The 21,882-nt window shown below is 52.9% G+C and carries 16 protein-coding genes and 3 tRNA genes; 13 read left to right on the forward strand and 6 right to left on the reverse strand.

Annotation, left to right across the window (positions count from 1 at the left end; all coding sequences use genetic code 11):
• The first annotated feature begins 192 nt into the window (after positions 1-192).
• Both B036_RS0123815 and B036_RS0123820 read left to right on the forward strand, forming a co-directional pair.
• On the forward strand, positions 193-759 hold the full coding sequence (locus B036_RS0123815) for a peptide-methionine (S)-S-oxide reductase (RefSeq protein ID WP_020571256.1): 567 nt from the start codon (positions 193-195) through the stop codon (positions 757-759).
• Positions 760-940: 181 nt separating this feature from the next.
• Complete coding sequence (locus B036_RS0123820; protein WP_020571257.1) at positions 941-2,008, forward strand: OmpA family protein; 1,068 nt, start codon at positions 941-943, stop codon at positions 2,006-2,008.
• Between the two features lie 254 nt (positions 2,009-2,262).
• On the opposite strand, the gene B036_RS0123825 is transcribed toward B036_RS0123820, so the two are convergent.
• Together B036_RS0123825 and B036_RS0123830 are read right to left on the reverse strand one after the other, a co-directional pair.
• Positions 2,263-5,277 carry a DEAD/DEAH box helicase gene (locus B036_RS0123825; RefSeq protein WP_020571258.1) on the reverse strand — a complete coding sequence of 1,005 codons (3,015 nt, stop codon included), beginning with the start codon at positions 5,275-5,277 and terminating at the stop codon, positions 2,263-2,265.
• A gap of 220 nt (positions 5,278-5,497) precedes the next feature.
• Positions 5,498-7,858 carry a TonB-dependent receptor gene (locus tag B036_RS0123830; protein WP_020571259.1) on the reverse strand — a complete coding sequence of 787 codons (2,361 nt, stop codon included), beginning with the start codon at positions 7,856-7,858 and terminating at the stop codon, positions 5,498-5,500.
• Positions 7,859-8,143: 285 nt separating this feature from the next.
• Here B036_RS0123830 and B036_RS0123835 point away from each other — a divergent pair, with 285 nt between their 5' ends.
• The 6 genes from B036_RS0123835 (at position 8,144) to prfB (ending at position 11,174) form a co-directional block, all read left to right on the forward strand.
• Positions 8,144-8,749 (forward strand): CPBP family intramembrane glutamic endopeptidase, encoded by a 606-nt coding sequence (locus tag B036_RS0123835; protein ID WP_044103717.1) that lies wholly within the window; start codon positions 8,144-8,146, stop codon positions 8,747-8,749.
• 236 nt (positions 8,750-8,985) lie between these two features.
• Positions 8,986-9,059: transfer RNA gene (locus B036_RS0123840), tRNA-Arg, on the forward strand.
• Positions 9,060-9,154: 95 nt separating this feature from the next.
• A complete protein-coding gene (gene rpmB, locus B036_RS0123845; protein WP_020571261.1) occupies positions 9,155-9,403 on the forward strand; it encodes a 50S ribosomal protein L28 in 249 nt (82 codons plus the stop codon).
• A 50-nt stretch (positions 9,404-9,453) separates the two neighbouring features.
• Positions 9,454-9,642: a 50S ribosomal protein L33 gene (rpmG, locus tag B036_RS0123850; RefSeq protein ID WP_020571262.1), complete on the forward strand. Its 189-nt coding sequence runs from the start codon at positions 9,454-9,456 to the stop codon at positions 9,640-9,642.
• A 56-nt stretch (positions 9,643-9,698) separates the two neighbouring features.
• The gene (locus B036_RS33080; RefSeq protein ID WP_020571263.1) at positions 9,699-9,872 is read left to right on the forward strand and encodes a DUF4295 family protein; all 174 of its coding nucleotides are present in this window, start codon (positions 9,699-9,701) and stop codon (positions 9,870-9,872) included.
• A gap of 213 nt (positions 9,873-10,085) precedes the next feature.
• The gene (gene prfB, locus B036_RS0123860) at positions 10,086-11,174 is read left to right on the forward strand and encodes a peptide chain release factor 2 (protein WP_020571264.1); all 1,089 of its coding nucleotides are present in this window, start codon (positions 10,086-10,088) and stop codon (positions 11,172-11,174) included.
• Positions 11,175-11,322: 148 nt separating this feature from the next.
• On the opposite strand, the gene B036_RS0123865 is transcribed toward prfB, so the two are convergent.
• Positions 11,323-12,030: an outer membrane beta-barrel protein gene (locus tag B036_RS0123865; protein ID WP_026232298.1), complete on the reverse strand. Its 708-nt coding sequence runs from the start codon at positions 12,028-12,030 to the stop codon at positions 11,323-11,325.
• 138 nt (positions 12,031-12,168) lie between these two features.
• Positions 12,169-12,834, reverse strand: a complete 666-nt coding sequence (locus tag B036_RS0123870) for a hypothetical protein (protein WP_020571266.1) — start codon at positions 12,832-12,834, stop codon at positions 12,169-12,171.
• Positions 12,835-12,920: 86 nt separating this feature from the next.
• Here B036_RS0123870 and B036_RS32590 point away from each other — a divergent pair, with 86 nt between their 5' ends.
• A complete protein-coding gene (locus tag B036_RS32590) occupies positions 12,921-14,342 on the forward strand; it encodes an alpha/beta hydrolase-fold protein (protein ID WP_020571267.1) in 1,422 nt (473 codons plus the stop codon).
• Between the two features lie 12 nt (positions 14,343-14,354).
• Here B036_RS32590 and B036_RS0123880 read toward each other — a convergent pair whose 3' ends face one another.
• Both B036_RS0123880 and B036_RS0123885 read right to left on the reverse strand, forming a co-directional pair.
• Entirely contained in the window at positions 14,355-15,179 is an 825-nt protein-coding gene (locus tag B036_RS0123880) for a DUF4249 domain-containing protein (protein ID WP_026232299.1), read from the reverse strand.
• A 61-nt stretch (positions 15,180-15,240) separates the two neighbouring features.
• Entirely contained in the window at positions 15,241-18,015 is a 2,775-nt protein-coding gene (locus B036_RS0123885; protein WP_026232300.1) for a TonB-dependent receptor, read from the reverse strand.
• Between the two features lie 961 nt (positions 18,016-18,976).
• On the opposite strand from B036_RS0123885, the gene B036_RS0123895 reads away from it, so the two are divergent.
• The 4 genes from B036_RS0123895 to B036_RS0123910 all read left to right on the forward strand — a co-directional run bounded on the left by B036_RS0123895 (position 18,977) and on the right by B036_RS0123910 (position 21,762).
• A tRNA-Ser gene (locus B036_RS0123895) sits at positions 18,977-19,064 on the forward strand.
• A 32-nt stretch (positions 19,065-19,096) separates the two neighbouring features.
• Positions 19,097-19,171 (forward strand) — tRNA-Pro (locus B036_RS0123900).
• A gap of 123 nt (positions 19,172-19,294) precedes the next feature.
• Positions 19,295-20,200, forward strand: coding sequence for an energy transducer TonB (locus B036_RS32595; protein WP_020571270.1), 906 nt, complete (start codon positions 19,295-19,297; stop codon positions 20,198-20,200).
• Positions 20,201-20,223: 23 nt separating this feature from the next.
• Positions 20,224-21,762, forward strand: a complete 1,539-nt coding sequence (locus B036_RS0123910; protein ID WP_020571271.1) for an arylsulfatase — start codon at positions 20,224-20,226, stop codon at positions 21,760-21,762.
• Positions 21,763-21,882 lie beyond the last annotated feature (120 nt).

A 21,882-nucleotide genomic window follows, 5' to 3' on the forward strand; every position in this document is an offset into this window, starting at 1 on the left:
AGTAGATAGCCTGCGGTCAGTCCTGCTACCCACTATGAACTACTAAACTATGCACTAAATAAGGCGCGGCCGCAGGTGCAAAAAAAGTTAAAAGAGCGGGGTAACGGTGTCCTTCACCTCTGAGGAAGATCGGACGCAGCGCTTTACAAGCGTAAGGGCTAAACCCTGTTGTACTTGAAGTGTTTTCAGTAAATGCAACCCCTGCAACCCCTGCAACCCCTGCAACCCCTGCAACCAGAGCGAAGCGACCCTGCGACTGGAGCGAAGCGACTTTTGCAACGCATCGCCCTGGGTGGCGGCTGCCATTGGTGTACCGAAGGCGTCTTTGTTTCCCTGCGCGGCGTAGCCCGCGTGGAGCAGGGGTGGGTGGCCTCCACGCCACCGCATGATGCTTTCTCCGAAGCCGTCATCGTTCATTATGACCCGGCGGTCATCTCCGCTGAAGACCTCATCGCCGTCCATCTGGAAACCCACGCGGCCACAAAAGCGCATGGACTACGCCACCGCTATCGGTCGGCGATCTACGCTTTCTCTCCGGAAGACGAAAGACGGTTCTCGACCATTCTCGCCAATCAGGCGAAGGACTTCACCGACGCACTCATAACCCAGGTGTTCCCTTTTGTTGATTTCAAGCCCTCCCTACCCGGGCACCAGGACTATTACCGGACGGACCCGGAACGGCCGTTTTGTGTGCGGTTTATTGCGCCTAAGTTGGAGATGCTGCGGGAGCGGCGGCCGGGGCTGTTACAGGAGCAATAGTAATAAGCTAAATTCAATAAACAGGAGCTGCTTTTCTTGATTACAGCCATATTACGGAGCCTGGTAGCTTACGTATATTACAATACATGGAAATAAAACGTATATTTATTACAAATAAGGTTGTATCGCCTTAGTAAACACCAAATTACTCACACACATACCCATTTAAATAGACGCCATTATGAGATTTGTTTTTACGTTGGCTGCAGCCCTGCTGTTGGCCCTACCTTTTACGGCCCAAACCGAGAACCTGGTTCTTAATGCCGGCTTTGAAGCTACTGAGGTAGCGAAGTCCGAACTTAGTGACCAGCAACCTATAGCAACAGCTACTAGCTGGACCTCAGCCAACGCCATGCCAGCAAGCCTGTTTACCAGCGATGGTAAGAACATCAACGATTCTTACGGGTCCGACTGGCCGTTTGCTGCACATGACGGAGACCACGTTGCCGGTATCGAAATTTACGGCAACCAGCGTGAATACGTGCAGGGAACGTTGGCCCAGCCGCTGGAAGTCGGCAAAGCCTATAGTTTCTCTTTTTACGTTCATTACCACTGTTCCGGAGCCAACGGTATTGGGATTGCTTTTCTACCATCTGCCGTACAGACGGACGATAATGGACTTCTTTCCCTTATTCCAGTCACCTATCAGAAAGATCTCACCCGCTACGAGAAAGGTAAATGGGAGATGATTTCGGGAACCTTCGTCGCTCGTAAGCCATACCAGTCTTTCATCATTGGTAACTTCTTCTCTGATGATGACACCAAGGTCCAGGCGGATGCCTTTGACCACTTTTATGCCTACATAGACGATGTGTCCGTTCGGCCGTCAAATGGTAGTACAGAGGGAGAGACGAGCGCAGACGCCGCAGCTTGGGAAGGCAATGTGGAAAAGATGGCAGGTAAGGAACTTTCCGTCAAAGTTCCGCTAATGGAAAAACGTTCTCTCGGGGAGCTCACCTTTTCTTCCGGCAGCAGTCAGCTCAATGCGGCTTCCCGCCAGCTGCTGGATGACCTCATCGCTCAAATGGAAAATACGCCAGCAGCGCTGATCTCCATCGCTGGCTACGCCAGCACCGATGGGCCCGCAACACGCAATCAGGCGCTTTCCGAAGACCGTGCTTTTCGGGTGTTTGATTACCTGATGGGGAAGGGTTTTGCTCCGGAGCGTTTTATCGTAAAGGGGAATGGTGAGGCTGCAGAACCTGGCCCTGAACAACGTAAAGTGTTGATTTCCTTGGGGGCGGAGTAGCTTCTTGATTCATTTTCGTTAAATGATGCTGCGCCAACTTGCTCTCGGGTAGGCTAAGGCTGCTTTGTCAAATTCTAAGCTGCTGGAAGTGTCTACGATGTCTTCCTGCAGCCTAAGTTGAAGTAGCTGCGGGAGCGGCGGCCGGGGCTCTTGGTTTCCCGGCCTTCAGGCCGTGAAGGTTCACCGACCTTCAGGTCGGAAGCCTTCGGCCTAGAGGCCAAAGGCACCCCCACGGCATAAATGCCGGGCAACGATCATTCTAAAAGGTAAGTCAACTCCGCCCGATCAAAGTCCAACCCGCCGCCAGCGCCAATAATATCCTCCGCCAGCTGTTTTTTCCGCCGTTGTAGCTTGTTGATCTTCTCCTCGATGGTATCCTTGCTGAGGAACTTGCGGGCGAAGACGTTGCCCTCCCGACCGATCCGGTGCGCCCGGGCAATGGCCTGATCTTCGATGCTGGGGTTCCACCAGGGGTCAAGGATGAAGACGTAGTCGGCAGCAGTGAGGTTGAGGCCGGTACCGCCGGCCTTGATGGAAATGAAGAAGGTCTGTACCGTCGGATCCTCCTGAAAGCGTTTAACCTCGGCGGCGCGGGTTTTGGCGTTAACCGAGCCGGTGATCCAGGCATGGGGCTCATTAGTGGCCAATAGCTTTTCGCGGAAGAGCTCCAGGTGTTTGACCATGCTGGAGAAGATGAGGACCTTGTGGCCGGCCCGACGGATGATGTCCCACTGCTCTAAGACCTCGGAGAATTTACCGGCGTCTTTGTCGTAGTCCTCGTCCATTAGTACGGGGTGGTTCGCCAGCTGGCGCAGGCGCGTCAGCGTCTGCACTACGCGGAGTTTGTACTGTCCGTCGTTGGGGGTGAAATTGCCCAGCAGCGCATTGCGGGCGGCAGATTTTTCCGACTCGTAGGCTTTGCGCTGCGCTTTGGTCATTTCGCAGTAGAATACCTGGACGTCAAGTTCGGGGAGGTCGGGAGCGACCTCCTCCTTGGTCCGACGCAGGAGGTGGGGCATGACTAGTTTGCGGAGCTGCTCCTTCTTTAGCTCGTCGTCGTGGAGTTCGATGGGGGTGATGAAGGCCTTCTTGAAGAAGGCGAAGTGTCGCAGCAGGCCGGGGTTGATGAACTGCATCTGACTCCAAAGGTCCGACAACGAGTTTTCAATTGGGGTGCCAGATAGGCTGATGCGGTGGCTGGCCTGCAGCTCGTTAAGTGCTTTGAATACTTTGCTCTGACGGTTCTTTATCTGCTGGCTTTCGTCCAGTACGATGTATTCAAAGTTGATTTGTTCCAGGACTTCCTTGTCGCGGAGCGCCGTCTGGTAGGTCGTTAGGATCACATCGAAGCGGCGGAGTATGCGCGGGTCTTTGGTCCGCTGTTGCCCGGTGTGTGTTTCAACGGTCAGGCTGGGGGCAAACCGTTCCAGTTCGTTGCGCCAGTTGAATACCAGGGAGGCGGGGAGTACGATCAGGGCGCGTAGTGGCTGGAGGAATTCTTCGTCGGGGGCGGGTTGGGCGAAAAGGTCTAGTTGTGGGGCGGGCATATTGTCGCCTCTCCCCCGGCCCCTCTCCCCCGGAGAGGGGTGACCCTTCGCTGGTGGTTTTTTCCCGAACTCACTGCTCTTTGGTCCTTCCACTGCACCTGCGGCCGCGCCCAACCGCTCCTTCGCATATAAGAGCACTGCGATGGTCTGCAGGGTCTTGCCGAGGCCCATATCGTCGGCCAGGCAAGCACCCAGTTGTTCATGGTGGTGGCGAACCAGCCAGCGGGCACCTTCCAGCTGGTACGGCCGCAGCTCCGCCTTGAGTTTATTACTGGGGCGGAAGGCTTCTGCCATGGCCGCAGCCTGTGCAGTGTCGCCCACTTCGAGGCCCAGCGGTGCGAGCAAAGGCGCCTGGGAGCGAGCCATCCGTACCTTTTTACCTTCCACTTTGGCGAATTGCAGCCCAGGCCGGTATTTGGCAAACCACTCCTCTGGTATGAGGAAGATATCCCCATCGGGCAGCGGAAATCGCCGGTCTTCCTTCTGAATGAACCGTACGATCTTAGCAAAGGGGATCTCGTGGGTGCCAACGATAACTTTTCCCTTCAGGTCGAGCCAATCATTGTCTTCGTTTACCTCCAGGCTGATCACCCCTTCCAGGGTACTGAACTGACTTCCTGCCTCTTCGGCCCGAATGACTTCAACGCCCGCCTGTTCCAGGTCATGGCCGTTTTCGAGCAGCCACCGTAAAGCGGCAAAATGACCATTGTCATCGGGTAGTCTGAGGGCGTTACTCCCGGGAACGGGTTCTAGTCCCTGATCGAGCAAAATCGCCAAGAGCTCCCGCTCCTGGTCGGTGTTGCGGACAATGCGGGCCAGCCGAAACGGCGGTTTTACGTTATAATCAGCCGCTGAGGTTTCGGGCGTACCAAGCGGGAAAGCTTTGCGACCGTAGACGAATTCAGGGTAGAGGTAATATTTCTCCTCGAAAGGATGGGGGCGGACGGCCACTCGTAATTTAGTTGGAGCGATTATTTCTTCATAGTGAAACCCTTCCGCGACGATGGGGTTTCGCTCGGCGATCCGTACCACAAACTCCCGCCAGTATTTTTCTTGTTTGTCCGCAGGTACCTGCACACCGTCTCTACTCAGGAATGGCTTAATCTGGTCGCCGTTGAGCTGGCCCAATTGTACCAACTCTTTGTCGAGCACCAGCCAACCCGGGGTAGGGTGGTTGGTCAGTATTTTCAGGTCATGGAAGCGGATGGGGCTGGATTTACCCGTGTGGTCGATCAGCCGAAACTGGTAATTGATGCCGTCGTCATCGATGATGAACCTGAGCTCCGGGGTGGGAGGAGAAACGGCAAAAGGCGTAAGATGGTCATCGGGTGCCTTGCGAGGGTCCATCCCCACGGCAACCGGCCAGCCCTGTTGGCGGCAGATGCTCAATATTTCTGCTGAACGGTGATGGATGTACCGGATGACGTTAATCCGGTCCTTGTTTTTATCCGATAACAAGCCCGCCAGGGTCGGTACTTTCTTGGCCCCCTTGCGATGGGCTTCTGCGAGGTTGCTTTGGCGGAGGTTTTCCACCAGGGTGAGGGCCCGCTCCAGCGGAGCAGTCAGTTCAATGTCGTAAATACCCAGTCCCGAAGCCTTGGCCGTATGCTGAACGTGCGCCAGCCGACCAGCCTGGTTTCGCCCCACTACGTAGGCCTTGGGCAGGTAAACTCCGGTACGGAATTCCGTAAAATTAAAAAGGACGGCGGCGGGGTGAGGCACGTAGTTTTTTTCTTGGGGGTGGGGCTAAAGGCGGCAAATATAGGATTTAGTGTTCAGGGTTCAGGGTTCAGGGTTCAGGGATCAGGATTTAGTGTTCAGTAATCAGTATTCAGGGACCAGGAATCAGGAATTAGTGTTCAGGGACCAGGGACTAAACATCCGTGTTGAGCGCTGTATCCTGAATTCTAAACACTGAATATTGTTGACTGAATCCTGATTCCTAAAAGTCAACGGCCAAACCAAAAGAAGGTAAAAAACTACCTTCATCTTCTGGAATTATGATGAGGCTTGTCGGTGTTACCAATTCTCCGGTTTCGTTGCGGTCAAGACCGTAACTTGGCGGCGCGGGTGCCACGGCAGCCAGTACGTTTTGTACCTCCAGGAAAACGTTGAGGCTCAATGCCTTGAAGTTCCATTTTTTGTCGATCCGGATATCCAGTTGCTGGAAATTCTCCAGGCGGTTACTTCCGAGGTTGTCGTAGTCAAGAATGAAAACGGGATAGGTTTCCAGCGAAGCATCAACGTCAGTAGGGGCAAAGGGCGACTGCCCTACGAAGCGGTACCTGCCGCTGATTTCCCAGTTGCGGGGCGCTTTGTAGCCACCCGTCAGGGAGAAAAGCTGGCGACTGTCCCAGGTGCTGGGCCGGTAAACGCCGTCCAGGCCGGTGAATTCGCTCCGGTAAAGGGTGAGTGCGGCAATCACGTAGAAGTTTTTATAGAGCTTCTGCTGGTAGAGGAATTCTGCGCCGTAGCTCCGTCCTTCTCCGGAGGAAACGATGTCTTCGTTACCGAGAATAGAGAAATCTGCGCCCTTATTCGCCAGCGAAACGCCGTCGACGACCGAGACGGCGTAATTGCTGTACTGTTTAAAGAAGCCTTCCACGCTTAGCTTGCCGAAACCAGCCACCCGGCGTTCCACGCCCAGACCCAGGTGGTTGCTGGCCGTGTAATCCACGTCTCTGTTGGCAAAGGCGCCGGTGGCGTCGCGGAAACCCAGCACGGTGTAGGGCAGGATCTTGAAGTAACGGCCCACCGTCCCGTTCAGCCGCCAGGCACCGGTGGGGTCGAGGCGGTAACTCAGGGAGGCGCGCGGGCTGAGGGTTCGCAGGAAATGGTTATTGACGCCTCCATTCGTAAACGTATTTCCGTCCATTCGCAGGCCTAGGGAAACGTCCAGTTTGCCGTCCAGTACCGTCGTGTTCGCCTGGCCAAAGAGCCCGATCCGGAAGAAGTCCAGGTCAGTAGAGAATTGCTGGTCGCGCAGTAAGTCCTCGGTGGTGTTCGTGTAAACCGCTCTGGTGAGGTTGCCGCCCCCGGTGATGGACCAGTCGCCAACAAAACGCGTGTAAGCGTACCGCAGCTTCTGCTCCGTCTCCCGGCTGGCGGTTTCCAGCAGCAGTCCGGTCTGCGCTTCGTTATCGGTGTATCGGCTGAAGGTATTGTCGAGCACGTTGATGCTGGCGGTGGTGGTCATCAGGCCTTTACCGTTTTTGAGACGCCTTTTCCAGCCCAATCCCGCCGTCGTAGTCCATTGTTTGATGATCGGGACCTGCTCGAGCTGGGCCGCGCGCTCCGGCTCGAACTCATCGTCGGCCTCAACGGAAAAGTCGTCGATGCTGCCAATGCCCGTCAGGTACACCGTATTGTATTCATCAATTTCGTGGTTGATCTTGTACTGGTAATCGTAGTAGTCCGGCCGGATGGGCAAACCGATCGCTGCGAAAAGAAACTGAAGGTAGCTGCGCCGTACCGACAACAAATAGCTGGTGTTGGATTCCGTCCTGTCCTTTTTTAACAGCGGCCCTTCGGTCGTGAGGGCAGCCTCGCTGGCGCTGATCCGCAGGTTTGTCTGGCGCTCCCGGCGGTTACCAACCCGCTGGTCGAACTGCAGGACACCACTCAGGGGGTTGTCGTAGCGTGCATCGAAGGCCGAGCTGGCCAGCTCCACGCCTTCGATGAAGTCAACGTTCAGCAGGCCTACCGGACCGCCTGCGCTGCCCTGGGTGCTGAAGTGGTTGATGTTCGGAATCTCGATGCCGTCCAGGTAGTAAACGTTCTCATTGGGCGCACCTCCGCGGATGATCACGTCGTTGCGGAATCCCGCTACCGACCCCTGGATACCCGGTAAACTCTGTACCACCTTTGCGATGTCATTATTCCCGCCCGGGTAGGTCTTGATCTCATCGGGCGAAAGCCGCTGCAAAGAGAGTGGTGTGGTGCGGCTGGTTTGAAATGGATTAGCCCGTACCACGACCGTTTCCAGTTCCGTCTGCGTTTCCCGGAGTTCAAAATTGATGGCGTCATTACCTTTCGACTGTACGATGACGTTACTCCGTGTCACTGTTTCGTAGCCCAGGTAGCTGGCTGAAATATTATAGCTGCCTGGCGTAATACCGGTCAGCTCATACTTTCCGTCCAAATCCGTAACGGTTCCAATTTGCCCGTCACCAATTTTTACGGTTACACCAATCAAAGGTTCGGCAGTGAGGCCATCAATGACGGAACCGTAGATACTGACGGTGGTCTGGGCGAAGACAAAGGTGCAAAAGAAGTTAAAGAGACAAAGTAAAGTAATACGCATAGTCAACTTAATAAATGGAATGAACCACCAGCTCTTAAAGGTAGCGTGAGGAATAAAAGTTACCGCTTCAACGCCATCTTACTAAAGTGGTTCTTGTCTATGCCCGCCGTTGCTAAACAATCCCCGCCTTTATGCGCTTAACCTTAGCATCACCATCTAGTTGAAACTACCATCGAGTTAGCGGATCATATACTTTTTGTCTTGCTGGGCATCATTCTCCCGCTTGTCCTGCTCGTTTCAGGAAACCGGCGACGTAAGGCCTCGCCGCTGCATTGGTCTCCAAAGATGAAAATTCAGCTTTACTACGGCAATGGCCTCCTGCTTTATGCGATGGCCGCAGCCGTGTTGTTGGTTACCTGGCTGGCTGGCCGGCCACTTAAATCGGTCGGGCTGGGATGGGGGGATATTCCTTACGACCTTACCGCTGTACTGCTGCTGGCAGGTTTTCTGGTGCTTTACCTGGCAGACCTTTACCTGGAGATGGGATCTGCGGTCAGCAGAGAGGAAACGCGGCGGGAATTCAGTAAGCTCGGATTCATGCCTGCCGCTGCGGGCCAGTTTCTGCACTTTATTTTCCTGGCCGTTGCTGCCGGGGTGGGAGAGGAGATCGTTTATCGGGGGTTTATGATCAGTTACCTGACCAGTTTACTTGGAAGCACCGGTTGGGTGTTTGCTGTGATACTGATTTTCCCCGCCATCACCTTCGGCCTTGGCCATGTTTACCAGGGCTGGAAACCAGTAATGAAGATCATGGCCATGGCGGTGCTGTTCGGTTTCTTCTACTTTCGCACCAATACCCTGTGGCCGCTGATGCTGTTGCATACGGCGATTGATGTATTGGGGGGGCTGCTTAGTTGGTATTTGCTGGGGAAGGAAGAGGTTAGTTTATAATGCAGTCGTTCATAGTAGGGCAGAGGTTATCGACTGCGAATTACTGAACTATGAACTAAATAGGGCGCGGACGCAGGTGCAAAGGAAGGTTTAAGGAGCAAGGCAATTATCGTAGGCAAAGGAATGTTAAGGCTTTCTCGGAAAAATTATAAACACTTGTTTTGAAAATATTTCTCCTAGACGTTTGTAGGAATAAAAAACAAGTATTACCTTTGCGTCCGCTTCGAGAGAAGAATGGCTGTGTAGCTCAACTGGATAGAGCACTTGACTACGAATCAAGAGGTTTCAGGTTCGAATCCTGACACGGTCACTAACGACAAGGAAGATTTTCTTCCAATGTCTCCTTAAGCAGGCCTCGGTCTGCTTTTTTATTCTGACCTAATCAGGTCCTTAACGTATACAGCGATGTCTAAAGTTTGTAAACTCACGGGTAAGAAGCCGATCAGCGGCAACAACGTTTCTCACTCCAACCGGAAGACGAAGCGTCGTTTCGTACCCAACATTCAGAAGAAGAAGTTCTTTGTACCGGAGACGGGTGAATTCGTTACCCTACGGATCTCCACTTCTGCTATGCGTACCATCAACAAGCTTGGTGTAATGGCATACGTTAAGAAGCTGGAAAGCAAAGGCATTGAAACCGGCGTTAAGTTCTAGTAACTGCCCGCAGTACACAGAACCACTAACCATTACAATCTACCATTCCCATGGCCAAGAAATCAAAAGGTAACCGCAACCTCATTATCCTGGAATGTACCGAGCACAAGGCCACTGGCCAGCCCGGCACTAGCCGTTACGTCACGCAGAAGAACCGGAAGAACTCTCCCGATCGTCTCGAACTGAAGAAGTACAACGCTGTACTACGTAAAGTGACCGTACACCGCGAAATTAAGTAAACACGAAACTTATCCGACGCGACCATCGTTGTTTCGGTAAATAAATCCTTTCAGCCATGGCTAAAATATCGAAGAACGCGCGGACGGGGCAACGTGCCGCAAACGCTGGCTCCGGCCGCGACTACATCAAAGTAGTGAAATCTGTCAAGAACCCCGACACTGGTAAGTACGCTTACAAAGAAGTGATGGTCCACAAAGACAAGATTGACGAATTCATGAAGGAGAAATAGTATCCGCTAATTTCTCCCTGAACCTAAAACAGCCCGGAACCGCTCACGCGGCCCGGGCTGTTTTAGGTTCAGGGAGAAACAAGTGGATGAGACAACCAACCGCGTAGATGGAGTTGTGCTAATACTGATATTTATCCGTTAGTCCTGAAATCCGTAATTTCGCCACCCTTCTTTTGACTCCCTTTCCCCTTACTCCCTTCCCCCCCCTTACTTATGACCAACGATCAGCTAAAAGAACTGAAAGACCGTCTTTCCCTCCTGAAGGGCTACCTGGATGTGGAAAAGCGCAGCTTTCAGGTCGAAGACCTCACGCAGCAAAGCCTGGATCCTGATTTCTGGAACGACAGTAAGGCCGCTGAGGCCGTCATGAAGCAATTGCAGAGCAATAAAGGCTGGGTAAAGCAGTATGATGTGGTGGCCGAAAAAGTGGATGACCTGGAAATTCTGCAGGAATTTCTTAAAGAAGGGGAGGGGACCGAAGAAGAAGTTGAGCGACGTTATGAAGAAACCGTAGCGGTTCTTGACGACGCAGAGTTTCGCGCTACCCTCAACCGTCCCGAAGACGAACTCGGCTGCATCCTGGAAATCAACGCCGGTGCCGGAGGCACCGAGGCCAACGACTGGGCCGAGATGCTGCTGCGCATGTTCACTATGTACTGCGAAAAGAACGCCGGTTATAAGGTCAGCATGGCTAGCCGGACCGACGGCGATGCCGCAGGCATCAAATCCGCCACCATGGAAATCCAGGGCGACTTCGCCTACGGTATGATGAAGGGGGAAAACGGGGTACACCGCCTGGTACGCATCAGCCCCTTCAACGCGCAGGGTAAGCGACAGACCAGCTTCGCCTCCGTCTTTGTTCACCCCCTGGTCGACGATACCATTGAGGTAGAGATCAATCCGGCGGACCTTCGTTGGGACACCTTCCGCGCCTCCGGCGCAGGTGGCCAGCACGTAAACAAGACCGAATCCGCCGTGCGGGTGACCCACGCCCCCACGGGCATCGTGGCGGAATGCCAGGACGAACGCTCCCAGCACAAAAACCGCGACCGGGCCATGAAGATGCTCCGCAGCCGCATCTACGAACTCGAGCTGAAGAAGCAACAAGCGGAACGCGACGAGGTCGAAGCCGGTAAAACCGCCAACGAGTGGGGCAGCCAGATCCGCAGCTACGTCCTCGATGACCGCCGGGTGAAAGATCACCGGACCGGCTGGCAAACCAGCCAAACGGACGCGGTACTCGACGGGGATTTGGAAGATTTTTTGAAGGCTTACCTGCGTTGGTCGGGAGAGGCTAAGTAAACGTTATTCCGGTTGAGGACTTGTAGCCCGAACGCGAACGGGGCAGTAGGCTCCCGGAGCGGATTAGGTGAGAAACTTTGGGGTGATAGCTTACCTGATGAAGGTGAAACAAGGAGCGTATGCTATACCGGTGCTTAAGCCAATTAGCTTAGAACAGGCTTTTTTCAGGCACAATTACCAACCCCCGATCCGGCCTTATCAAGGTATACCCAATTCCCATTCGTAGCGAGCTGACCGGAGGGCCATCGTAGAATTCGGCAGTAGTAATATTGATGTCGTAAACCGGATAGATGAGTTTGCTGGAACTGCGTTGATAGTCCAGCCGGAGGTGGAACCGACCTGAGGAGAGGCTTGCCCCGAAGTTAAGGCCGGCATCCATTTGGTTCAGGCGGCGAGTATCACGGGAGAGGAAGTATTCTTCACTGCTGATGAGCAGTAAGGATAGGTACGGGCCGGCACGCAGAGAAAACTGCGGGCTGAAGTGGTAGATCATGGATGGCATTGCATCGAGGTAGTGCCCACGGGTAGCAACGAAAGGAAAAGTGAGGCCAGCGGCAGTCTGATCTGAAATTACTAGGTCATAGCCACGACTCATGTACTGCAGTCGGAGCTCCCAGGCGAAGGTGTTCTGCGGTGGGGCGTACTCCAGGGCCAGCGCCAGGAATCCTCCGGCGGAGGCCTGTATCTCGGCGCGTTGGGTAGTGGGGACATTGGAGCCCAGGAACGGCGGTACCATGACCGAATTTTGCTCTACATTGAAAATAGGGTGAGCGTAGCCCGCGTCCATACTTAATTTGAATTGAGCGGATAGCTGGGTGAAACAACAGAGGAAGAGAATTGATAAGGTAAGCTTCATATTTATCTGGTTTTAGTGCCTTTAAATAACGGTAACCTGCCGAAAATTTATTCCGGCCTTAATAATTAAAGATTTTTCCACACGGTGAATTTGCTGTTGCTTTAGCTCCCTCCTCCTCCCTCTATGGACCTGGATTCCCTACCTGATGAGGGTAAAGCCAAGGCCTGCCTGCAGGGCGCTGATGGGGGAGGGTTGTTCAACGGAGAGGAGTAGCACACTAGACTGACCGTCAAGTCCTCCCGTATAATCATATTCGCGAAAACTTCGCTGGTAGGCAGCGTAAACATAGGCTCGGCCAAAGTGTAGACGGCCCGCTACCTTGATACCGTAATCGTGTGTATTGGTTCGTCGCTCACGTTCTATCACGAAAGGATTATCCTCGAACTTACGTCCTAAAGAAAGGAAGGGGCCGATACTGGCGGAAAACAACCTTCTGGGGCGGTAGGTAAGTCGTGGTGAGATGTCCAGGTAGTCTACGTGGGAAGGGTGTGACAAGCTATGCTCTTGTTCGCCGTTTGCTAGTTCGATCAGGTGTTCATAGCCTCTTCGGGAATAGCTCATTTGTAGGCCTCCGGAAAAATTGGTGTTTGCTGGAGCATAATTAACTTCCAGGCCTGCGGAGGCTGAATTGAGGGCATTCAGGTAGCCGCCTTCGCCAGTAAAAATGATGTCGCCGACCAATTCAGGCTGCTGGTTGAAGGTGCCGAAGGAATAGCCAGTGTTTACGGAAAAAGTAAACTGAGCGAGCATTTGGGCGGGGCCGCAGGTGCAGAGCAGGGCGAATAAGAGCAGGGCTTTGGTCATCGGTCTTTGTTTAAGAATTGTTTCTGAAACGGTAATTTGCGGATGCTAATTAAAGCCTTTCTGATTTTAACATCGTTTTTCCGTGTATGCGAAACTTACTTACCCTGCTCCTACTAATCTTTCTCTGCACCAGCGGCCGCGCCCAAACGCCGATCAATTTTGGACAATCCTACAAGTTGCACTCCGAAGTACTCGATGAAGGTCGCCTGATCAACGTTCTGTTACCCACTGAATACGCCGACTCAACGGAAAAGGAATACCCGGTGATTTATCTGCTCGACGGCGCTACCAACGAAGACTTCTTCCACGCTGCCGGCCTGATGCGCTACTTCGATGACCACGAGATGATGCCCCCGACGATCCTCGTCGGCATCGCCAACGTGGACCGAAAACGAGATTTTACCTACCCTAGCAAAGACCCACGCGACGTCCGTGACTTCCCCACTACCGGGGGCTCCGAAAAATTCATCGAATTCCTCCAGCAGGAATTGCCGACTTTCGTCGACACTACCTTCCGAACCACCGATCATCGTACCCTGGTGGGGCAGTCATTAGGTGGCCTGCTGGCCACCGAGGTGCTCCTGAAATACCCCGGCCACTTCAACGACTACGTCATCGTCAGTCCTTCCCTTTGGTGGGACAAAGAGCAACTGTACGTCGATATGGACTCCCTGGTGACGGCCCTTGACGTCTACCCCGAACGCCTCTTTGTTTCCGTCGGCGAAGAATACCCCGTCATGGTCGATGGCTCCCGGAAACTCGCCCGTTTAATGGAGAAACACACCAAGTCCACTTTTCTGCCCCTGATGGACGAAGACCACAACACCATCCTGCACGAAGCCCTCTACCGGGCTTTCGACGGCTGGTATGACCCTACGGTGCTGCAGCCCTACCACTTCGCCAATGCCTGGAACGGACTGAATCTGCGCGCTGCTCCCAGCCTGGATTCGGCGGTCGTGGGAAAGCTGGAGTACGGTGCCAGCCTGGGCATCATCAGCCAGCAGAAAGAAGAAACCGTCATCGACGGGCTCACTGGGAAGTGGACTTACATCGGTGCGGATATTGGCCGGGGGTGGGTTTTTGATGCGTTTGTTTCGCCGGTGCGGGTGTTTAAGGAAGGGGAGACTATCAAGGAGTATGCTAATCGAAGTTTAGCTCTCATTGATACGTTGGAATATGGCAATCAATCGGATCACGAAAGCTCAGCACACAGAATGGCCATAATGAGCGACTTGAAAGGGAACCAATACATTTACCATCAATTTTGGGAGGGCTGTGCGATTGAACTAAGGCTAACGGGTTTGACAGGAAACCAACTAACGGTAGCTGCCTCTAATTATTTACGAACGTTGGGTATATCTGAAACGCTCATTAAGGAGTTGAAGCAAAACAACAGTATTGGTCGGTATGCCCCTCGTCATTTACAAAGGGATGGCAGATATCTTAATATCTGGTTTGATGAAGATGGAACCTTATCTATTTATCGAGCATGTAATGGTGTTGAGTAAATGCGATCTTTCCTACTCCGCGTAAACCGTAAACGTATCCCGCACACTGGTAATTCCGGTAAATATCCCAAACCCATTGGCAATGTTCGTCCGGTTCTCCGTTAGCCCGCCGAGACCATCGCCGGGGTCTTGGTAAAGCAATACGTATTCCGGATTGACGCGATAGACAATGATCTCGTGCCGGCCGAAGTAGTTGATTTCCCGCCGCACGTCGAGGCGATAGGTTTGGTCGATAGAGGGAGCCGTTTGAATTTGTGGCAACGGTGGTCGGTCGGAGGCCGCGAACAATTCGTTGATTACGTCAGGGTCGTTTTCGATGTTGGTTACCTCTACAAAGTAAAAAGCACCGACATCGCCCGTCCAGGTTGCCTCGAAGGGGTCGGGCATGGTCTGGTTCTGCAGGTCCGCAAAATCAAGGATTCTTGTTCGGCCGATGGACGTAGCGGACAGGGTTAATCCCGTTGGTGGCGTAGGCACGAAAGTCTGCGCCGAAACTTCTTTACCGTTGTAGGTCAAGGAAAAAGCGTAGGTCTGTTCTTCTTCAAAAACCAAGTCTGGGTTGTGGTAGTAATGTTCGTCACCCTGAAAGAAAAGTGAATAGACATTGCCGTTTTCATCGGTAATTACCGGTTCGAGGTTACTGAGACCAGGTAGTTCAGTTTCAGCATTAAAGGGGATGACGCGGCTTATCTTGATCGAGTCTGCTGGCTGGCCACCGAAAAGAAAGGCCTCCACTACAATCTCGTCAATGTCGGCGACTACGGCTTCCTCCTCTTCACAGGCGGTCAGGAATAATAAACTCATTAAAAAGCTGGAAAGTAAAACTGGAAATTTCATGTTATTGAATTGTGGGGTTGGGAGAGATGGGAGTTCCTGGGTAGGAATAGCAGCGTTTTACCTACCGGATGGACCAGTTGAAGCCAAGACTAGGTGTAAGTCCCAGTAAGTTCACGTTGGTCTCCAGAATCTGGCCCTCCACTACGTCGAACTCTTTGTACCACACGTTCTTTCGGTTATAGGCATTAAACAGGGAGAAGGAGGATTTGGCCCGCCCGCCCATGAAGCGCCCCATATCGTAGTTGACCGATAGGTCCAGGCGGTGATAATCGGGTAAACGAAGAGAATTCTTGGTGCTAACGGCAAAAAGGTCCTGGGTGCCGCCGTCCAGAAGTTCCACGGTATAGGCACCGAGCGGTGCGGTATACGGTTTGCCGGTTGCATAGATAAGCGTTGCGCCGAAGGAGAACTTACTTTGCTCCGGTTGGTAGAGCGCCACGATCTTTGCTTCGTGGGTTACGTCGTGAGAAGCAGGAAAGGGATCTTCGCTGTAGGCTTCGAAGTCGTATTCAACCCGCCCGAGGGTGTAGCTGAGCCAGCCGGTGAGCGGTCCGGCTTTCTTTTGCAACAGGAATTCGATGCCTTTACTGGTGCCACTGCCGGTGAGGAAGCTTTCGCTGAAGTCAAGACTGGCGTTGCGGCCAAGGCCCGTGGAGGAGAAGCGGGTAGAGTATTCCGATAGGTTGTCCAGGATCTTATAATACCCCTCTACGTCGAAGAGCCAATCGTTGGTTTCGTAGCTGGCACCGAGGATAAACTGGTCGGAACGACCAACCGGCACCCGTTCATCGTCGGCCAGAATCCAGAAGTCCCGGCTACCCTGAGAGATGTCCTCCCGGATGATCCGGTTGGCAAACTGGTAATAGCGCCCGGTCGCCGCTTTAATCTTTAGGCGTTCATTGGGCAGGTACTGCATTTGAAGTCGGGGTTCCGCATAAACTTGCTGGGTTTGGTCAAAGTGCGAAACCCGTAGCCCTGGAACGATGATCAGCTTGTCCTGAATCGTGATACGGTCTTGTAGGTAGAAACCCGAGATCAATCCTTGGTCGTCCCGCGCCAGGATGGAAGTAGTGTCGTTTTGAAAGTAATCATACTTTATGTCCATGGCCGAAGCGAAGGCGCCGAAGCCCAGCTTGTGGCTTTTACCAAGCTGCCATTCCCAGTCCCATTTAGCGGTAAGGTCAACCAGGTCATTCTCTTCCACCGTACCGGTCCGGAGACTGAGCGAGGAGGTATCTGTTTCGATGTTAACGGTGGTTGTCCGGTCTCGGAAACTGAAATAGTTGGAGCGGGAGATCAGGGCATTGCTGTACAGTTTATCGTTCCAGCGTCGGCTCCACTTCAGGCTGGCACCAGTATTTCCCCAGTCTGATAAATCAACGACTGATCGTTCGAAGTTGCTGCCTTCGTCTCCTCCAATACCTCCGCCACCGGGAGGGCCACCCCTTCCACCGAAGCCGAAGCCTGCTGCGTCGTTGTCTGCGCTGTTGTCCAGCTTATCCTTGCCGCTGTAAGTGCTGAGGGAGAAAACGTCCTTTTTCGTCCGGTAAGTAACCTTGCCGTTGATGTCATAGAACCAGGAACTAGGCGCCACCTCGGCAACGCCACGCCGGAAGCCAGGACCAAAAGCAGGGGTGTCTTCCTCTGTACCGTCATCCTCTTCGGTACCGGTTTCGCCACCGTCAGAAAGGTTAAGCAGTTTGTCGTAGAGGCTGGTCTGGAAAGACCGCCGGCCAGTCAGGATGATCGAGCCCTTTCCGTTAGCAAAGGGTGACTCTACAAATGCGTTGGCGCTCAGTAAACTAAGGCCGAAGCCTGCATTGAATTCTTCCGTATTGCCGTCCTTTCCCGTAATGTCGACAACACTAGATAGCCGGCCGCCATACTTACTCTCAAAGCCGCCCTTGAATAATTGCACGTCTTTGATCGCGTCGCTATTGAAAGCGCTGAAAAAACCGAATAGGTGATCGACCTGGTAAACCGTGAAACCATCAAAGAGAACCAGGTTTTGGTCAGGCGTTCCGCCGCGGACATAAAGGCCGGAGGAACTTTCGTTGGAGCCACTCACGCCCGGTAGCAATTGCAATGACCGAAACACATCCCGTTGTCCGAGGCTCGGTATGGTTGTAAGTTGAGCAGGGTTAACCGCCAGCTGGCTGATGCCGGTGCTGGCCTTCATCATTTGATCTTCCCGGTTAGCCGTAACGTTGACCTGCTGGAGCAACTGGCTGGCTGGGGTCATCCGAATTTCCACGGCGTTGGCCGACAGGTCGGGATGCATGCGGAATAAAGTGGTTTGATAGCCCAAATAACTCACTTCCAGTAAGACGGTATCGGCGGGCACCTTCAACAGAGCAAAATAGCCGTCAACGTTGCTAGTCGTCGCCTGGGTGGTGCCCTTAATGGAGACAGTGGTGAAGGGCAGGCTCTCGCCAGAAACAGCATCTTTGATGATGCCGGATAAGGTGAAGTCAGTCCGTTTAGGAATAGCCGTCGAGGCGAAGGTGGCGGAATTTGCTTCCGTAGCGGCACTCCGTTTGAAAATGGTCACCCGGTTGGGCTCTTCGAGAGAGAAGTCTAAGCCAGTGTCAAATAGCAGTAAGGGCATTGCCTCGCTCATGGGCATTTTTGAGAGGTAGACATTAACAATCACTCCCTTAGTGTCCGCCTTGTCATAATCGAAGACGAGGCGATAGTTGATCTTAAGGTCGAACAGCGCAAGGTCGAGCGATTTATTTTTGAAATTTCCCTCGACTTTCTTTTTGGCTAGTTGCTGGGCACTCATTCCTCCGGTGCACAGGAGAAGAAGGCCAAAAAATGTCAATGCTCTTATCATGTTGGTTTGATTGTTTGCGATAGAAGAGCAGTGTAGGCTTTGTCGGGGTTGGTACCTCCTGCGTACCTCGAGTAGCAGGTTATCCAGTGACTGAAGGGCTGATCAGGCGCATATCCAGTAGAGGGATTAGGGCGCAGCCGCAGGTGCAAGGTGAATTAGTTGAGAAGCAGGGTAGGGAAGCCTGGTCACAGCAGCGGGTAGCTCATTTAGGTTGAATAGGGCAAAAGCCTGTTAAGTATCTGGTAGTTAGTGTTTTAGGGTTTCGTGGGGAGCCCATTTTGTGCGCACAGACACAGTAAGTGCTTCAAATCCTTCGCTCAGCGCCCTGTATTTTTTGAAGATTCTTGAGTGGTTTTCTGGCCGTTAAAGCCTCGCGTAGATCATTTATCGGCAACGTTTTGAAGTTTTTCTCCTGATTAAAGGCCATTCATCATCGTATCCCGATCACTTTGTCGAGCCGATATGGAAGTTGTCGGTGCGTGGCTACTCTCGTTAATTTAAGTCTTGGTTTCGGTCAGTATTGCGATAGGGGCTGACTCATAGAAAGCAAGCATAGCCGTTACGACGTGCAGCTTTTACTTCTATCAGTTTAAATCGACCAATTGGCAAAAGTCAACGAGTTTCACAAGCCATTGATAACTAGAGTATTATTGGCGCTGCCCAAGTTTGTATCACTTCTTTTCAAAAAATACTTTCAAAAAGCTTTCTCAATTGAAGTAGAGCACGTAAATTTGCGTCCGCTTAGGGAAGGAACAATGGCAACATTGCAACTTCCTCCCAACAAAATGTTGTTGGGGGCTTATCTGAGATTGACTATAAATGCGCTTTGTAGTTTGTCAGATGTTCACCCGGAGACATAGGTGAGTGGCTGACCGCCCTTGGGCAGCCGCGCAGCGCAACCATCCGGTTTGCTGCACTAACCTGTTTTCGTTCTTACAGCAATGGCTTTAAGAAAACACCCGGAGACGTGGGTGAGTGGCTGAAACCACCGGTTTGCTAAATCGACGTACCGCAAGGTACCGCGGGTTCGAATCCCGCCGTCTCCGCCATTTAAATTTCTGAAAGCACCAGCTGCTTTCTTCGGGGTATAGCGCAGTCCGGTTAGCGTACCTGTTTTGGGAACAGGAGGCCCCAGGTTCGAATCCTGGTACCCCGACGATTAAAAGGTCATCAACTTCATTGTTGATGGCCTTTTTTCGTTAAATGACCATAATATCATTGAGGCGAATGGTGACTACTTCCATATTTAGAGTCTTAGGTGATGTAAATTATTCTTAGCATGAATGCTGGATTATCCCACCTCACGTTCGTTATTCTTTTTGTATTTATCTCTTTCCCTCTTACTGCTCAAAAAGCGCGCTACGCAAGTTTTCTGGAGAAGGGAGAAGAGGTCTTGTTTGAAGACTACCAGACACTGTCCACAAAGCTGAAAGACGGTACTTTTCGTTACCGGCAATTTTTTCCAGAGAAAATGCTGATGACGGATCTCACTAGTTACACAGATAGCAGAAGGTCGATTCTCCAAGGCCCGCACCGGGCTTGGTTCGATAACGGCCACCGGAAATTAGAAGCTACCTATGAGGACGGTCTGCTGCAGGGGCCATACCGCGAGTATGCCTATTCCAATGACTCACTGATTACCCTTGGGCAATTTGCCTATGGAGAAAAAGAAGGGGAATGGGTTAGCTATTATAGTTCGGGTTCCGTGCGGGAAAAGAAGCACTACCTGAAAGGAAAACAAGAAGGAGAATTTATCGCCTACGATACTTTGGGCGTAATTACGGAACAAGGTTTGATGCAAGCCGATACCGTCTTTTCCTATTCTATCGAAAAAGCGCCCAGTGACCTGGAATCGATGCCCCGATTTCCCGGCTGTGAGGAGATCGAAGACAAAGACGCTCAAACGGCATGCGCCAAACGAAAAATGCTCGAATTCGTTTATGCTACCCTCAGGTATCCGGCACGCGCAGCCGAAAAGGATGTGCAGGGAAAAGCGGAGGTACGCTTCGTAGTTGAAAAAGATGGCAGCATTACCGAGATTGAAGTGAGACGCGGTTTGAACAGTGACATCAGCAGGGAATTGGAACGAATTATTAGTAAAATGCCCACCTGGCACCCTGGGTATAAACAAGGTGAGCCAGTACGCGTACAGTTCTTTTTACCGGTGACTTTTAAACTGCAATAGCGGGATAGTCTTATATTTTGGCCATGAAACTATACCTCTGTGCCACGGCCATCCTCCTGCTAACCCTCTCCGCCTGCTCCTCTTCCACCTCCGATGCACCTGCGGCCCCGCCCAAAACCAACATCATCTACATCCTGGCCGATGACCTTGGCTACGGCGAACTGGGCGTAATGGGTCAGGAAATCATCGAAACGCCCAATCTCGATGCCCTGGCCAACGGAGGTATGCTTTTTACCCAACACTACAGCGGTGCCCCCGTCTGCGCGCCCGCCCGCGGCGTGCTGATGATGGGCCGCCACACCGGCCACGCCTACGTGCGCGGCAACCACGAAGACGGTGCCCGGGGCGACGTCTGGAACTTCCAGGCCATGTTCGATAACCCCCGCCTGGAAGGCCAGGCACCCATCCCCGATTCACTGATCACCCTGGGCGAAGTACTGCAAGGTGCTGGCTACACCACCGGCCTGGTTGGCAAGTGGGGCCTGGGAGCGCCCTATTCCGAAGGGGTGCCGAACAAGCAGGGATTCAATTACTTCTTCGGTTACAACTGCCAGCGGCAGGCGCATAACCTGTACCCGACGCACCTGTGGGAAAACGAAAGCAGGGTCTTCCTGAACAATGAACTACAAGCACCCCACGTCAAGCACGAGCAGGACGAAGACACCCCGGATTCTACCTTTTTCAACCAGTTCCTGCAGCAGGACTTCGCGCCGGATGCGATGCAGGCTAAGGCCCTGGAATTCGTCCGTAACAATGCCAATAATCCGTTTTTCCTCTACTACGCTTCCCCCTTGCCACACGTACCACTTCAGGCGCCGAAACGTTGGGTGGACCACTACCATGAAAAGATTGGCACCGAAGCAGACCCTCCCTACCGAGGCAAAAGCTACTTCCCCAGCCAGTACCCCAGGGCGACCTACGCTGCCATGATTTCCACGCTGGACGAGCAGGTAGGAGAACTGGTGGCTGAGCTGAAGACCCAGGGCATTTATGAGAACACGCTGATCATCTTTAGCAGTGACAATGGCCCGACATACGCAGGCGGTGCTGATACGGAGTTTTTCAAAAGCGCAGAACCCTTCCAAACGAAGAAAGACCGGGTCAAAGGCCACGTCTACGAAGGCGGCATCCGGGTGCCGATGATCGCCCACTGGCCGGGGACCATCGCTGCTAACGGAACTTCTTACCACATCTCCGCCTTTCAGGACGTGTTGCCAACCCTGGCAGAAATTGTCGGCGTTGAGCCACCAATCAACGACGGAATCAGCTTCTTACCAGCCATGAAAGGTGAAACCCAACCGGCGCATGATTACCTCTATTGGGAATTCCCCGCCTACAAAGGCCAGCAGGCCGTACGCAAAGGAAACTGGAAAGCGATTCGGAAAAATATGCACGACGGTAACCTCACCCTGGAGCTTTACGACCTGAGTAAAGACGTAAAAGAAGCCAACGATGTAGCGGCTGATAACCCGGACATCGTCGCCGAAATGGAGGCGATCATGGAGCGGGAGCACCTGCCCAGTGAGATTGACAGGTTCCGGTTTGCGGTATTGGGGGAGTGATTGGAGCTGTTAGCCCGTTGGAGCTATTGGTCTGTCAGGCCGTCTCGCCTCAACAGACCAATAGCTTCAATAAGGGCGGGGCCGCAGGTGCAATGCAAGTTGAAAAAAAGCAGGCGAAAC

The organism is Neolewinella persica DSM 23188 (assembly GCF_000373105.1).
Taxonomy (GTDB): domain Bacteria; phylum Bacteroidota; class Bacteroidia; order Chitinophagales; family Saprospiraceae; genus Neolewinella; species Neolewinella persica.